Below are 13789 nucleotides of genomic sequence, written 5' to 3'. Positions count from 1 at the left end.
GACAAAAGAAAGCCGTCCCCGCCGCGTTACAGGCGGCGGGGACAGTAATTGATTTACGGATGCAGGAAACCCACGATGTCCTGCACTTCACGCAGGACTGGCCGGGCCAGTTCATTGGCCTTTTCCGCACCGGAACGCAGGATGCCGTCGAGATGATCGGGATCATCCATCAGGCGCTTCATATCCGCCGAGATCGGCGCCAGCTTTTCCACCGCCAGTTCCGCCAGCGCCGGCTTGAACGTGCCAAAGCCCTGACCGCCAAATGTCCGCAGCACTTCCTCTGCCGAGATGTCCGCCAGTGCGGCATAGATACCGACCAGATTGCGGGCTTCCGGACGACCTTCGAGACCAACCGGGTCAATCGGCAGCATCTCGGCGTCGCTTTTTGCCTTCTTGATCTTGCGGGCAATGGTATCGGCATCATCAGTCATGGTGATGCGCGCCGCATCCGACGGATCGGATTTGCTCATTTTCTTCGCACCGTCCCGCAGGCTCATCACCCGCGTTGCCGGACCGGAAATGATCGGCTCCACCACAGGCAGACAATCAACCCCGTAATCATGGTTGAACTTCTGCGCGATGTCGCGGGCCAGTTCCAGATGCTGTTTCTGATCTTCGCCGACCGGTACATGGGTCGCCTTGTAGGTCAGAATATCCGCCGCCATCAGGTTCGGATAGACATAAAGTCCCGTTGAGGCGCGTTCCTTGTCCTTGCCGGCCTTCTCCTTGAACTGGGTCATCCGGTCGAGCCAGCCGAGGCGCGCAACACAGTTGAAAATCCAGGCCAGTTCGGCATGTGCCGAGACCTGGCTCTGATTGAACAGAATGTTGCTCGCCGGGTCGACCCCGGCGGCGATCATGCCGGCAGCCACTTCCCGGGTATTATGACGCAGTTCCTTCGGGTCCTGCCAGACGGTGATCGCATGCATGTCGACCATGCAGTAGATGCATTCATAGTCGTTCTGGAGGCGGGCGAAATTACGGATCGCACCGAGATAGTTCCCGAGATGCAGATTACCGGTCGGCTGAACGCCAGAGAATATACGCTTCATTGCGATGTAACCGTCTGTTGAAAATCATGTCTTGCAGGCGGCGGGTTATGGCGCGGGACGCCCACAATATCAAGGCGTCCGGCGCATCATCCCCCGGATTTCCGCCAGCCGGGCGGCCCCGGTAATCTGTGCCAGCAGACCAAAGGCAGCCATTCCGGACAGAATCAGCATCGCCAGCCCCAGCGCCCGCATGGCCGTCGTGCCGTCGTCCCAGGCCTGTGCATAAGGCATCAGGAACCAGAGCAGCGCCGCCATACCAGCCGTTGCGATCAGAATTCGTGGCAGTCGTGACAGCAGCCGGGCATCAAGGGTCAGACCACCGCGACGGCGCAGCGTAATCGCCAGCAGAATGACATTCAGCCAGGCACTGATCGCTGTCGCCAGCGCCACACCGACATGACCAAGCGGCCCCATCAGCGCCAGATTGAGGACCACATTTGCGATCAGGGCGACGATGGCAATACGGACCGGGGTGCGGGTGTCTTCACGGGCGAAGAAGCCCGGTGCCAGCACCTTGATCAGGACATAGGCCGGCAGACCAACCGCAAAAGCCGCCAGCGCCCCGGCGGTTGCCGCGGTGTCGGCGGCATTGAACCGGCCATGCTCGAACAGGGTGGCGACAATCGGCAGGGGAATGACGACCAGTGCCACCGCCGCCGGCAGGGTGAACAGCAGCGACATCTCGATGGCGCGGTTCTGGTTCGCCATTGCCTCAGCCTCACGGCCCGCCCGTAACTGACGGCTGAGCAGCGGCAGCAACGCCGTGCCGATGGCGACACCAACCACACCAAGCGGCAACTGCGTCACCCGGTCAGCAAAATACAGAAAGGACAGCGCACCATCTGCGACCAGTGTTGCAATGACCATATCGACGATCAGGTTGATCTGATAGACCCCGGCCCCGATGACCCCCGGGATCATCCGCACCAGCATGGTTTTAACATCCGGGGTCAGACGTGGCCGCTGAAACCGTGGCATCACGGTCGCGGCCCGACAGGCATTGGCGACCCACAGGAACTGCAGTACCCCGGCCACCGCAACCCCCCAGGCCAGCGCATGTCCCGGTGTTTCCGCCCGTCCTGCGAACAGGGTAATGGCCGCGATCAGGGTCAGGTTCAGAATGATCGGGGTTGCCGCCGCTGCACCAAACTTGCCGACGGAATTCAGAACCCCGGACATCATCGCCACCAGCGAGATCAGCAGAATGTAGGGAAAGGTGATCCGTGTCAGATCTGTCGCCAGTTCCATTTTGCCCGGAATCAGGGCAAAGCCCGGCGTAATCACCTGCATCAGCCAGGGCAGCCCGGCCTCTATCAGAATCACCAGTCCGATCAGCACCGTCGTCATGATGGTGAAGACCGCATCCGCAAAGGCCTGTGCATCCGCCGCACCGTCACCTTCACGACGCCGGGCATACATCGGGACAAAGGCCGCATTGAAAGCCCCTTCAGCAAACAGGCGGCGGAACAGGTTTGGCAGCTTGAAGGCCGCAAAGAAGGCATCCGCGACCGTTCCCGCACCCAGCGAGGAGGCAATCAGGATATCGCGGGCAAAACCGAGAACCCGGCTGGCGAGGGTATTGGAGGCAACAGTGGCAAAGGATCGGAACAGGGACATCAGGCGACAGGGCTTTCACGGACGTGACAGGCGCGGTATAGCAGAAGTGTCTTTAATCGGGGATGAATATGGCGACAATTATACCCGCACGCGCATCCGGCAAGGGGATTGCGCTGGTTCTGTTCGCCATGCTGGTCCTCGCGACCATGGATGCGATCAACAAGCTGCTGGTCGAACATTATGCGATTCCGCAGTTGCTGTGGATCCGTTTTGCCATTTTCTGCCTGTTTGCGCTGGTCTGGACAAGAACCAATCCCCTGCGCCTTGCCCGGCAGTCCCTGCGGCCGAAACTTCAGATCTTTCGCGGCGTCCTGCTGGTTTTCGAAATTGGCGTCTTTGTCCTCGCCTTTTCCTATCTGCCGCTAGCTGACACCCATGCCATCGGGGCGACGGCGCCGCTGATTGTCACCATTCTTGCCATTCCGATGCTGGGTGAGCGTGTCGGTATTCATCGCTGGACCGCTATTATTGTCGGATTTTTCGGTGCCATGATCATTATCCGGCCGGGATTCTCCGAAGCAGACCCGGCCATGCTGATCGCCGTTGCCGCCGCCGTCATCTTTGCGCTCTATCAGGTACTCAGCCGCATGGTCGCCGTTGATCCGGGCCGGATTACGCTGATCTATACGGCAACCGTCGGGTTTATCCTTCTGTCATTCGTCGCCCCCTTCTACTGGAAGCCCATGACCGCAGAACATTGGGGCCTGATGATCTATTCCGGCATTATGGGCGCTGCCGGACATTTCAGCCTGATCAAGGCATTCGAGATAACGCCCGCCTCCAGCCTCCAGCCCTTTACCTATGCCCTGCTGGTTTTTGCGGCGATTGCCGGATGGCTCGTCTTCGGCCATATCCCTGACGGATTTACCTTCCTGGGTGCGGCGATCATCACCCTGTCCGGTCTCTATGTCTGGTTCCGGGAGCATCGCGATGCCCTGCGGGCATCACGCGAAAGCTGAAGGCCCATGTCCGACAGCAAACCAACCCTCTATATCTGCACCAACCAGCGCCATGGCGGACAGCGCAGCTGCGGCGGTTCGGGCTCGGAACGACTGCTGTTCCGTTTGCAGGACGAGTTGGGGAGCGAGGTTCTGATCGAACAGAAGAAATGCATGGGCTATTGCCGCTTCGGACCGGTGATCAAGATTGTCGGCGGCGAGCTGTTCATGAACGTTACCCGCGACCAGATTCCGGATATCGCCGGGAAGGCCCGCGCTGCCGAACCGGACGCAGAGGATATCTGATCCTCCACACCCGGCATGGCGACAGCCGGTTTATTCCTCTGCTTTGCGCTTCTTCGGCTCGGCATAAAGCCGCAGCCGTTTGGCAATCATGTAGGTCAGCACACAGGAAACAATCGCCGGGGGACCAAAGGTCGCGCCGAAAACTTCCATGACGAAGGCAATCGCCGCCAGCGGCACCTGAACAACAGCAACCAGCGCGGACGCCAGACCGGCGACCACATAAAGCGCCGGATCACCGGAGGACGCATAACCGAGCGAGTTGAGCAGGTGGTAGACACCACCGCCCATCAGGCCGCCCATGAACATGGCCGGCACCAGCGCCCCGGCTGAACCGCCGGAACCGAGGGTAAGACCGGTCGCAACCGCCTTTGTCGCGACCAGCAGGAACAGCACCCACCAGACCTGCAACAGGGCATTGCCTTCACCGCCCATCACCATCGCAATGGTTTCCTCGCCAACACCCAGAATGTGGAACGGCTCGATCCCGAGCCAGCTCCAGACACCCAGCGCCAGCAGCCCGGCCAGCCCGACGCCAACCGCCCCCCGGAACAGGGACGGTATCGGCTTCAGGGCTGTTTTCGTGATTCTGAAAACCCAGCCGACACCCAGCCCCGCCGGCGCCGAACAGATCAGCGCCACAGCTGCAATTTCGGCATATTCGAACAGGTTATAGGCATGGCTGTGCCCCTCTGTCGTGAACAGCGGCTGGAAATCAAGAAAGTGATTGTTCAGGGCATAGGCGACCAGCGCCGCAACCAGGGAGTACATCAGCGTCCGGTAGAGCACCCGGTCCGTATAGATAACCTCGGCCGCAAACAGGGCCGCCGTGAAAGGAGCATCCAGCAGGGTCACAACTGCCGCCGCAATTCCCGCCATCTGGAAAATCCGCAGGTCATCCGGGTTCGGAACCTTCAGTAACCGCGACCAGCCGGCTCCGATACATTCCCCGATCGGAACAACCGGTGCTTCGATACCACCGGAACCACCCGTCCCGACCGTCAGCGTCGTCATCACCGCCCGGCGACCGGCCTGCGCGAAATCAGACTGATCATACCGCGGCTGATGGCCTTCCTCCGGATGATCGTAAGTAGCGTGGAAATGTTCCAGCGATGTTCCCATGCCATCACCTTCGGAACTGCGCCAGGACGGCAGCTGGATCAGCAAACCGCGCAGCAGACCCCCGCCAACCAGTACCCCGAACAGAATAAGCCAGGCGGTTGTCATATCCCCGTCTTCAGCTTCAGCTTCCGCCGCTTTCTGCCCGGTATGGCCTGCCGCAGGCTCCTCCACCTCAAAGGGGGAGAAAATGAAATGTGAGCCGTAACCGATACTGAACCGCACACCACTGACCAGCACCCAGACCGACGCCGCCACAAGGGCCACAATCAGGAAATTGCGCAGCAGGTGACCCCAGCTTTCCTGTACCAGATGAGACTGATCGCGCGTCGCGCTGCCCCGCTTTATTTCCGCACTCGGCCCACCTGCCATATCGACAATCCCCCCTGAAATATGTTCTCTCTGCCCATGATCCGGTCATGCTGAAAACAGAGCGCCATTTCGTGTCACTGTACCATGAAACCTATGATGTAAGAGCAGTATTTGATTCGCCGCTGATCGGCGATCATGCCGGATATTACCTGCGGCTGGCAGAGCGGTTTGGCGGACCCGTTCTGGAACTGGGGGCCGGTACAGCGCGTATCTCACGGCAACTGGCAGCTTCCGGCATAGATGCTGCCGCGCTGGAAATTTCCGATGACATGATTGATGCCGGAAACCGGTGGGGTCAGCCTGCACCTGCGGACAAATTCCGGATAATCCGGGGTGACGCCCGCAACCTGCCCCGGGACCGGACCTATGCGCTGGTCATCGCACCTTTTCGCATGCTGCAGGAACTGGACAGCGAGGCCGATGTTATCCGCACATTTCAGGAAGCCTTCTCTGTATTGCAGCCGGGCGGGCTGTTATGTTTCGACCTGATTGATATCGCGGCGGCTCCGGCCCTGATGCGTCCTGACAGGACAATTCAGCGACTGCCCGATGTTCCGCATCCTGAAACTGGTAACAGGGTCAGGATCAGTGCCTGTGAACGATTGGTTAACCCTGACCTGCGACAATATCGGGAAAAATGGCTGTTCGAGGAAGTCGATGCAGCGGACCAAACGCTTCGACTGGAAGAAAACTGGCAGGTTCACTGCTGGTATCGACGCGATGATATCGCCCGTCTTCTGCGACAGGCAGGATGCCGGTCAGCCATCTGGTACGGGTCCTTCACCGATCTTGAACTGGAACAGCCATGGCATCCGGGAAGAGACCAGATCTGGCTCTGCCAGAGTGACTTTTAACAAGGCCGCAGCACCTGTTATGCTGCGCCCACCAAAGCAGGGAGCCTGACGAATGCCTTTCAGCAAGACCGGCGGCGTGATCCGCGTTCTGATGCTTGACGACAACGAGGACGATTACCGGATTACCCGCAAGCAACTCGCGGAAATTCGCCGTGAGCGTTACGAACTGGACTGGACCAGCAATAACGAAGACGCCCTGACGGCAATGGCGAACAACAGCTATGACGTCTATATCATCGATTACCTGCTGGGCCCGAAAACCGGACTGGATGTGCTGCGGGAAGCCATCGAGAAAGGCTGCGTCAAACCGGTCATCATTCTGACCGGTGTTGAGGACTGGGTTGTCGATAATAATGTCATGGAAGCCGGTGCCGCCGATTATCTGGTCAAGGGCGAGATCACCCCGGAAGTGCTGGAACGTTCCATTCGCTATTCCATCCAGCAGGCCCGCATGGCACAGCGGCTGTACCATATGGCCCATCATGACCAGCTGACAGGTCTGGCCAATCGCGCCCTGTTCTGGGACCGGCTGGAACATCTGCTGAAAGTCGCCAAACGAACCAAGCAGATCGTTGGCGTCGCCTATCTCGATCTGGATGGCTTCAAGCGGGTAAATGACGAAATGGGTCATAATGTCGGTGATGAACTGCTGAAGATCGTTGCCGACCGTCTGGTCGAGTCCATGCGTGACAGCGATACAATCAGCCGTTTCGGCGGTGACGAATTTGTCGTGCTGATCGAGAACATGCCCGAACGCTGCCATTCGCAGATCGTCGGCAAGAAGATCGTCGACGTCATCAAACAGCCGATTGTCATTGATGGCTTTCAGGCCGATGTCTCTGCCAGTGTCGGAATTTCGCTCTATCCCGATGGCGGACAGTCTGCCGACGATCTGATCAAGAATGCCGACACAGCCATGTACGAAGCCAAGAACGGCGGCAAAAACCAGTTCCAGATCTTCGATCAGCCGCTGGCGGCCGAATAATCGCCTACTGAACTTTTATATCCATCTTCTCGATATTCTGCCGGGCGGTCTCGCCGGTTGGCGAATTCGGCGTGATCCGCAAGACCTCGATCCAGTCCTGCCGGGCGCCACTGGTATCGCCCCTTGTCCGGCGTATCGCCCCGCGTTCCAGCAGGGCCTCGGGATTTTCGGGCTCTTTCTCCAGCGCCAGATTGACGTCATCTGCCGCCGCTGCCAGCCGTTCGGTCTGTCTGTAGGCCGCCGCCCGCAGGGTCAGTGCATCGATCCGTCCGGGCGCCAGCCGTAATGCCTGACTGAGATCCAGTATGGCCCCGTCATAATCGCCAACCCCCGCCCGGACCACGGAACGGTCTATCCAGACCGACGGGTCTTTCGGAATGATGACAATGGCATCACTGAAGGCACCTTCTGCCTTGTCCGGCATACCTGCCTGCAACCAGGCCTGACCGGCCTGCGCCATGACTTCCGCCCGCAGCGTTGCATCAAGGCTGGAATTGATCGCCAGCATCTCAAACCGTTTCGCCGCCTCGACAAAATGACCGATATGAAACAGCGCAACCGCCGCGCAATGGCGTGCCGGTTCGTCACCGCCCAGATTCTGCCAGGCTGTCGCCGCATCGAAAGCCTTTTCCGGGTCTTTCCGGGCCAGTTCCATGCAGTTTGCGTACTTCTTTTCGTCCGTCACCTGCGCGCCCGAGGGAGACAGAGTCATCAGAACAATGAAAAAGGCTGCCGCTGCGGCAATCCATCGGTTGTGGTGCTGGTTCATGGCTCCTACTTTCAACGGGCACCATCCACGGTCAAGCGATAAGGGGCCATGCCGAACAGCAAACGACTATTTTGTTTCGGGCTGGGATTTTCCAGCCTGGCTGTCGCCCGGCGCATGCTGGATCGCGGGTGGGAGGTGGCCGGCACCTGCCGCACCCCGGAAAAACAGACGCTGCTGTGGCGGTACGGCATCGAAGCGCATCTGTTCAATGACGAGCAGGATATAAAAATGCCGTCTGCCGCACTGGCCGGGGCGACACATATCATCGACTCGATACCGCCCGGCCGGGACACCTGCCCGACCCTGACCCGGCATGGCCCGGACATCATGCGACTCGAGTCGCTGCAATGGGCCGGCTATCTGTCGACTACTGGCGTTTATGGCAATACAGACGGGGCCGAAGTTGACGAAACCGCCCCGCTCCGTCCGTCCGGGCGACGCGGACAGGCGCGGGTCGAGGCAGAGGATCACTGGTATGCGCTGGGCCTGCCGGTTCACGTTTTCCGACTGGCCGGCATCTACGGGCCCGGTCGCAGCACATTCGACCAGATCAGGGCCGGGCGGGCCCGCCGGATCGACAAACCCGGCCACTGTTTTTCACGCATCCATGTTGAGGATATTGCCGCAACCCTGACCGCCTCCATTGATCGCCCGAACCCGGCAGCCGCTTACAATGTCTGCGACGACAAACCGGCACCACCGGCAGAGGTCACCGCCTATGCCTGCGAACTGATGGGCATTGACCCGCCGCCGTTGATTCCCTTCGAGGAAGCCCGGGCCGGAATGTCCGACATGGCGCTGAGCTTCTGGAATGACAACCGGCGGGTCAGCAACCGGCGCATCCGCACCGAACTGGCCGTTGAACTGGCCTACCCGACCTATCGGGAGGGCCTGCGGTCTGTTTATGAGGATGATTTCTGAAGCAGTTCACCGACCGCCCGGCAGATCATCGCAATATCCTGTTCCCGTGACAGCCGGTGATCACCGTCCTTGATCAGCTCGACATGCACATCGTCAGAAGTCAGTTTCTCTGAAATCCGCAGGGCCGTACGCCAGGGCACATCCGGATCCTCCATTCCCTGCAACAGCCGGACCGGACAGTCGATCGCCAGCCGGTCATCTGCCAGCACGAGATTCTGTCGGCCATCTTCAATCAGACGCCGGGTGATGACATAGGGATCATCCCCATATTCGGTCGGAATTTCGAGACGGCCCTTATCCGTAATCTGCCGGCGCTGATCCTCCGTGAAGGAAGGCCACATCAGGTCTTCCGTAAAATCAGGAGCCGCGGCAATGCCGACAATCCCGCAAATACGTGACGGGTCGCGCCGGGCTGTCAGCAGGGATATCCATCCGCCCATGCTGGACCCAACAAGAATCTGCGGACCTTCCGTCAGCTGTTCAATGGCCAGCCGGGCATCATCCGCCCAGTCGCCAATGCAGCCATCCTCAAATCGTTCCGACGACTGCCCGTGTCCGCGATAGTCAAACCGCAGAAAGCCGACATTCCGCTCCCGGCACCAGTTTTCCAGTGCAACGGCCTTGGTGCCATCCATGTCGGACATGAAGCCGCCGAGAAACACAACACCCGGTGACGTGCCTCTGCTACGATGGAAGGCGATTGTCGCGCCGTCCGGTCGTGCTAGACTCTCCGGCGGCTCACCGCTATGCGACGCTTCTATTGATTCAGACATGACAGACAGATCCTGATGAATAACGGCGACCACCCTAGCACTTCCCAACCGGCAACGGAATTGCCACCGGCACCGCCCTGCGTACTTCAGGTCCTGCCGCGCATGGAAGCAGGCGGCGTGGAACGGGGAACCGTAGAAATCGCCCGCGCTATTGTCGAGCATGGTGGTATCGCGCTGGTCGCCTCGGCTGGCGGTGCCATGGTGCGTGAACTGGAACGCGCCGGGGCTGAACATTTCACCATGCCGCTGGCCAGCAAGAATCCGCTGACCATCATTCGCAACATTCGCCGTCTCGCCGATCTGGCGCAGACCCGTAACGCACGGATCATCCATGCCCGCTCACGCGCCCCCGCCTGGAGCGCGATGTATGCCGCACGGCGGCTGGGCCGGGCCTTCGTCACCACCTATCACGGCGCCTATAACGATAACGGTCCGGTCAAACGCTGGTACAATAGTATCATGGCGCGGGGTGACCGGGTGATCGCCATCTCCGAATTCATCGCCAACCGGATTGAGCGCAAACACGGTGTCGGTCGTGACATGATGCGGATCATCCATCGCGGGGTTGATCTGGCGCGGTTCGACCCGGCCACTGTCAGCGCCGAACGGATCATCCAGCTGTCAAACGAATGGCGGCTGCCGGATGGTGCGCCGGTGATCATGCTGCCCGGCAGGCTGTCGCGCTGGAAGGGCCAGTTGCTGCTGATCCGCGCACTGGCTGAACTGGGGCGGCCAGATGTCCGGTGCCTGATTGTCGGCAAGGGGGCTACGGCTTCTTATCGGCGGGAGATGGAAAAGCTGGTTGAGCAACATGATCTCGGACAGGTCGTGCATATTGTCGATCACTGCAACGACATGCCCGCCGCCTACATGCTGACCGATGTTGTCGTCTCCGCTTCGACAGATCCGGAAGCCTTTGGCCGTGTGGTCGCCGAAGCGCAGGCGATGGGCCGTCCGGTGGTTGCACCGGCTCACGGCGCTGCACCGGAAATCATCGGCGGACGGGATACGGGCCGCCTGTTCAAGCCACGTGACCCCTCCTCTCTGGCCGAGGCCATCAGCTCCATCATCACGATGGACACAGCACAGCGCGAAGACCTGTCCCTGCGGGCGATCCAGAATATCAGGGACAACTTCTCGCTGGAGCAGATGTGCACCAAGACACTCGATGTCTATAACGAAGTCTATTACCTCAACCCGGACCAATGACCAGCGATGCCCTGCCCCGCATACTGGTGATCAAACTCGGCGCACTCGGAGATTTCACCCAGGCTTTCGGCCCCTTTCAGGCCATCCGGAAGCACCATCCCGATGCCCGAATCAGCCTGCTGACAACCCGGCCATTCGCCGGTCTCGCAGCGGCCTCTCCCTGGTTCGATGAAATCCTGACAGACCGGCGGCCGGGACGGCTTGACCTGTGCGGCTGGCTGGCCTTGCGAAAGACGCTTCGGGCCGGCCGTTTCTCCCGCGTCTACGACCTGCAGACATCTGCCCGCTCGTCCCGCTACCGGCGCCTGTTCTTTCCTGATCCGTCACCGGAATGGTCGGGTATTGCGCCGGGCTGCTCACACCCTCACCGCAACCCGGACCGGGATGACATGCATACCATCGACCGTCAGGCCGAACAGCTTCGCGATGCCGGAATTCCCGAGACGCCGCCCCCCGATACGGACTGGATCACCAGTGATCTCAGCCGGTTTGAACTGCCCGGCCGGTTTGCCCTGATCGCCCCCGGCGGGTCCGCCCACCGGCCCGAAAAACGCTGGCCGGCGGAACATTATCAGGCACTGATCGCTGCACTGGCGGAGCGCGGCCTGACCTCTGTGCTGATCGGCAGCCCGGACGAGGCTGCTTTGCATGACAGTATCGTCACCAGCCAGCCGACGGCTGTCAGCCTGGCCGGGCGCACGGAATTTCAGGATATCGTGGCACTGGGCCGGTCGGCGACGCTGGCCGTCGGCAATGACACAGGACCGATGCATCTGATTGCCATGTCTGCCTGTCCGACAGTCGTTCTGTTTTCCGGTGCATCAGACCCGACACTTTGCGCGCCACGGGGCGAGGCGGTCACGCTGCTGCGGTCGCCGTCACTCAGCGACCTGTCGCCTGACCGGGTGATCGCCGCCCTGCCCGCAATCTGACATCACTGATCTTTAATCGCGGTTTGTTCAGAAGGTTTTTTTGACCATTTCCGTGATGGTCAGGCCGATCTTGTCGTCGACAACCATGACTTCACCACGGGCAATGAGATTATCGCGCACCAGCAACCGGGCTTCATCGCCCACACGGGCGTCCAGCTCAATCACGGCACCGCGACCAAGTTTCAGAATCTGCGACACAGTCATGGTTGTTGCCCCAAGCAGGGCAATCACCTCGACCACCGCATCATTGATGGCATCTTCTGCTTCTTCACTATCAGCCATATCGGCTCCTCGACTCGACGCACTATAGCAGATCAGTCAGCCGTCGTGGTCAAATCATTCAGTGGTCATTACCCGGGCACAGCGCATTACCATATCGGCTATCCCGGCGATATCTTCCAGACCAAAGACCTGCCGGTCCGGCGCGCTGATATCACGGTCTGTCGCTATCCCGAGGATCTGCGGGTCATCAGGATAAAGCAGCGGCTTGCCGGTTTCCTCCCGATGTATTTCCAGCTTCGGATGGGGATAGGCCTTGAACCCCTCAACCAGCAGCAGGTCGATCGGCCCGATGGCACTGACCAGTTGTGACAGAGGCGGGTCATCCACACCGTCATGCCGGCTGTCGATGGCAAAGCGCCGGGCACCGAACACACCGACTTCCCGTGCGCCGGCATCACGATAGGCGCGGGCCGCCGGTTCATCGCGCAAAACATCAATATAATGATGCGTATGCTTGACCGAGGCCACGCTGACACCACGGGACACCAGCTCGGGCAGCAGCTTCAGGATCAGCGTTGTCTTGCCGCTGCCACTCCACCCGGCGAGCCCGAACACCCGCATTGTCATGTTTCAGTTACCCGTCACGGGCGGGTTGTTGAGACCGTTCAGTTCAACCCATTGCCGCACAAGGTCCATGGCGGCCTCAACCTGGCCGGGTGTCATCTGATGTGCCAGCGACGTTCGGGCTGCCGAGGCTTCTGACCAGCCGTTACGCACCGCAAGTTCCAGCCACATCATCGCCAGCACCGGATCCTGCGGAACACCAACACCGCTGAGGTAAAGCACACCCAGGTTATTCTGTGCCTGCGCCAGCCCAAGCTGCGCCGCCTGCTCGTAATATTCAGCAGCCCGCGCTGCATCCTGTTCTACACCCAGGCCTTTTTCATACAGCAGAGCCAGATTGAACTGTGCCGTGGAAATATTCCCTTTGGCAGCTATTTCCAGCCAGCTCGCCGCCACCGACGCATCGGCAGGAACCCCCTTGCCGGAAAGGTACATCACCCCGAGGCTGAAGGCCGCCTTGGCATGACCCTGCAACGCTGCGGCTTCAAACCAGCGGGCGGCTGCCGTATCGTCAGCCTCCCCAAACACACCCCGTTGCAGCAGAATTGCATAGAGAAACTGCGCCCGGGCATTGCCTGCCGTCGCCTGCTGTTCATACCAGCGCAAGGCATCGCCATAATTTGAGGGCGGTGACGCGGCCAGAACAGACGAACCGAGGCTGACAGACAGGAAAAGGGGCAACAAAAACTTCATGCGGCAATCTAGACGAAGAACCGGCACGAAACCAAGCATTTACCGCAATCGCTGGTGGTGTTTTCCGCCCATCTGGCGGCAAGAAATGCCGATCGCGGCTATCCTTCCGGCTACTGGTCGATATTACGGCCAAACCCCAGCGGCGGCGGCGCAGTGACCGGCAACAACGGGTCATCTTCCTTCGGCGGGACACCGACAAAACCTGTCAGCCGCCGACGATCCCGCTCATAAGCTGCTGAATAACATGTGATATCCGACAGACTCTTGTAACAATAGAGCGGCCCGTCCTCTGGTGAGGCACCGGTGGAGCGAATAATTTCCGGTCCGCATCCGGCCAGAAAAGCGGCAGCTGTCAACATTATGGAAAGTCTGAACATCGGGGTCTCACTGGTTGAAGTCTGAACAG

At 59.9% G+C, this 13789-nt stretch carries 16 protein-coding genes; 7 read left to right on the top strand and 9 right to left on the bottom strand.

Going from position 1 to position 13789, the window contains the following annotated elements:
- Positions 1-53: 53 nt before the first annotated feature.
- Entirely contained in the window at positions 54-1052 is a 999-nt protein-coding gene (gene trpS / locus GH722_07660) for a tryptophan--tRNA ligase (GenBank protein ID MRG71639.1), read from the bottom strand.
- Positions 1053-1121: 69 nt separating this feature from the next.
- On the bottom strand, positions 1122-2669 hold the full coding sequence (murJ, locus tag GH722_07655; protein ID MRG71638.1) for a murein biosynthesis integral membrane protein MurJ: 1548 nt from the start codon (positions 2667-2669) through the stop codon (positions 1122-1124).
- A gap of 62 nt (positions 2670-2731) precedes the next feature.
- Between murJ and GH722_07650 the strand changes: the two genes are divergently transcribed.
- Entirely contained in the window at positions 2732-3628 is an 897-nt protein-coding gene (locus GH722_07650; GenBank protein ID MRG71637.1) for an EamA family transporter, read from the top strand.
- Positions 3629-3634: 6 nt separating this feature from the next.
- Positions 3635-3913 (top strand): hypothetical protein, encoded by a 279-nt coding sequence (locus GH722_07645; GenBank protein MRG71636.1) that lies wholly within the window; start codon positions 3635-3637, stop codon positions 3911-3913.
- 30 nt (positions 3914-3943) lie between these two features.
- On the opposite strand, the gene GH722_07640 is transcribed toward GH722_07645, so the two are convergent.
- Complete coding sequence (locus tag GH722_07640; GenBank protein MRG71635.1) at positions 3944-5401, bottom strand: chloride channel protein; 1458 nt, start codon at positions 5399-5401, stop codon at positions 3944-3946.
- Between the two features lie 47 nt (positions 5402-5448).
- On the opposite strand from GH722_07640, the gene GH722_07635 reads away from it, so the two are divergent.
- On the top strand, positions 5449-6255 hold the full coding sequence (locus GH722_07635) for a methyltransferase domain-containing protein (protein ID MRG71634.1): 807 nt from the start codon (positions 5449-5451) through the stop codon (positions 6253-6255).
- A gap of 52 nt (positions 6256-6307) precedes the next feature.
- On the top strand, positions 6308-7240 hold the full coding sequence (locus tag GH722_07630; GenBank protein ID MRG71633.1) for a diguanylate cyclase: 933 nt from the start codon (positions 6308-6310) through the stop codon (positions 7238-7240).
- A 4-nt stretch (positions 7241-7244) separates the two neighbouring features.
- On the opposite strand, the gene GH722_07625 is transcribed toward GH722_07630, so the two are convergent.
- Positions 7245-8009 carry a tetratricopeptide repeat protein gene (locus GH722_07625; protein ID MRG71632.1) on the bottom strand — a complete coding sequence of 255 codons (765 nt, stop codon included), beginning with the start codon at positions 8007-8009 and terminating at the stop codon, positions 7245-7247.
- A gap of 48 nt (positions 8010-8057) precedes the next feature.
- Here GH722_07625 and GH722_07620 point away from each other — a divergent pair, with 48 nt between their 5' ends.
- The gene (locus GH722_07620; protein MRG71631.1) at positions 8058-8930 is read left to right on the top strand and encodes an SDR family NAD(P)-dependent oxidoreductase; all 873 of its coding nucleotides are present in this window, start codon (positions 8058-8060) and stop codon (positions 8928-8930) included.
- Here the strand turns inward: GH722_07620 and GH722_07615 are convergent.
- Complete coding sequence (locus GH722_07615; GenBank protein ID MRG71630.1) at positions 8912-9703, bottom strand: alpha/beta fold hydrolase; 792 nt, start codon at positions 9701-9703, stop codon at positions 8912-8914. The two genes, GH722_07620 and GH722_07615, sit on opposite strands and share 19 nt — an antisense overlap.
- Before the next feature lie 15 nt (positions 9704-9718).
- Between GH722_07615 and GH722_07610 the strand changes: the two genes are divergently transcribed.
- Both GH722_07610 and GH722_07605 read left to right on the top strand, forming a co-directional pair.
- On the top strand, positions 9719-10912 hold the full coding sequence (locus GH722_07610) for a glycosyltransferase (GenBank protein MRG71629.1): 1194 nt from the start codon (positions 9719-9721) through the stop codon (positions 10910-10912).
- Positions 10909-11844, top strand: a complete 936-nt coding sequence (locus tag GH722_07605) for an ADP-heptose--LPS heptosyltransferase (protein MRG71628.1) — start codon at positions 10909-10911, stop codon at positions 11842-11844. The genes GH722_07610 and GH722_07605 overlap by 4 nt, the downstream gene beginning before the upstream one ends.
- A gap of 27 nt (positions 11845-11871) precedes the next feature.
- Here the strand turns inward: GH722_07605 and GH722_07600 are convergent, their stop codons facing one another.
- The 4 genes from GH722_07600 to GH722_07585 all read right to left on the bottom strand — a co-directional run bounded on the left by GH722_07600 (position 11872) and on the right by GH722_07585 (position 13742).
- Positions 11872-12126 (bottom strand): flagellar motor switch protein FliN, encoded by a 255-nt coding sequence (locus tag GH722_07600; GenBank protein MRG71627.1) that lies wholly within the window; start codon positions 12124-12126, stop codon positions 11872-11874.
- Between the two features lie 54 nt (positions 12127-12180).
- Positions 12181-12687, bottom strand: coding sequence for a molybdopterin-guanine dinucleotide biosynthesis protein B (mobB, locus tag GH722_07595; protein ID MRG71626.1), 507 nt, complete (start codon positions 12685-12687; stop codon positions 12181-12183).
- A gap of 9 nt (positions 12688-12696) precedes the next feature.
- A complete protein-coding gene (locus GH722_07590) occupies positions 12697-13422 on the bottom strand; it encodes a sel1 repeat family protein (GenBank protein MRG71625.1) in 726 nt (241 codons plus the stop codon).
- Between the two features lie 71 nt (positions 13423-13493).
- Positions 13494-13742: a hypothetical protein gene (locus GH722_07585; GenBank protein MRG71624.1), complete on the bottom strand. Its 249-nt coding sequence runs from the start codon at positions 13740-13742 to the stop codon at positions 13494-13496.
- Between the last annotated feature and the right edge of the window lie 47 nt (positions 13743-13789).

The sequence above is a fragment of the Alphaproteobacteria bacterium HT1-32 genome, from assembly GCA_009649675.1.
In the GTDB taxonomy this organism is placed as follows: domain Bacteria; phylum Pseudomonadota; class Alphaproteobacteria; order Rhodospirillales; family HT1-32; genus HT1-32.
The sequence above is the reverse complement of the archived record's forward strand: the minus strand, read 5'-3'. Positions and strand labels throughout refer to the sequence as shown.

Coding starts and splice junctions, on each gene's coding strand:
- trpS (MRG71639.1), bottom strand. CDS start 1,052: ATGAAGCGTATATTCTCTGGCGTTCAGCCGACCGGTAATCTGCATCTC.
- murJ (MRG71638.1), bottom strand. CDS start 2,669: ATGTCCCTGTTCCGATCCTTTGCCACTGTTGCCTCCAATACCCTCGCC.
- GH722_07650 (MRG71637.1), top strand. CDS start 2,732: ATGAATATGGCGACAATTATACCCGCACGCGCATCCGGCAAGGGGATT.
- GH722_07645 (MRG71636.1), top strand. CDS start 3,635: ATGTCCGACAGCAAACCAACCCTCTATATCTGCACCAACCAGCGCCAT.
- GH722_07640 (MRG71635.1), bottom strand. CDS start 5,401: ATGGCAGGTGGGCCGAGTGCGGAAATAAAGCGGGGCAGCGCGACGCGC.
- GH722_07635 (MRG71634.1), top strand. CDS start 5,449: ATGCTGAAAACAGAGCGCCATTTCGTGTCACTGTACCATGAAACCTAT.
- GH722_07630 (MRG71633.1), top strand. CDS start 6,308: ATGCCTTTCAGCAAGACCGGCGGCGTGATCCGCGTTCTGATGCTTGAC.
- GH722_07625 (MRG71632.1), bottom strand. CDS start 8,009: ATGAACCAGCACCACAACCGATGGATTGCCGCAGCGGCAGCCTTTTTC.
- GH722_07620 (MRG71631.1), top strand. CDS start 8,058: ATGCCGAACAGCAAACGACTATTTTGTTTCGGGCTGGGATTTTCCAGC.
- GH722_07615 (MRG71630.1), bottom strand. CDS start 9,703: ATGTCTGAATCAATAGAAGCGTCGCATAGCGGTGAGCCGCCGGAGAGT.
- GH722_07610 (MRG71629.1), top strand. CDS start 9,719: ATGAATAACGGCGACCACCCTAGCACTTCCCAACCGGCAACGGAATTG.
- GH722_07605 (MRG71628.1), top strand. CDS start 10,909: ATGACCAGCGATGCCCTGCCCCGCATACTGGTGATCAAACTCGGCGCA.
- GH722_07600 (MRG71627.1), bottom strand. CDS start 12,126: ATGGCTGATAGTGAAGAAGCAGAAGATGCCATCAATGATGCGGTGGTC.
- mobB (MRG71626.1), bottom strand. CDS start 12,687: ATGCGGGTGTTCGGGCTCGCCGGGTGGAGTGGCAGCGGCAAGACAACG.
- GH722_07590 (MRG71625.1), bottom strand. CDS start 13,422: ATGCTTGGTTTCGTGCCGGTTCTTCGTCTAGATTGCCGCATGAAGTTT.
- GH722_07585 (MRG71624.1), bottom strand. CDS start 13,742: ATGTTGACAGCTGCCGCTTTTCTGGCCGGATGCGGACCGGAAATTATT.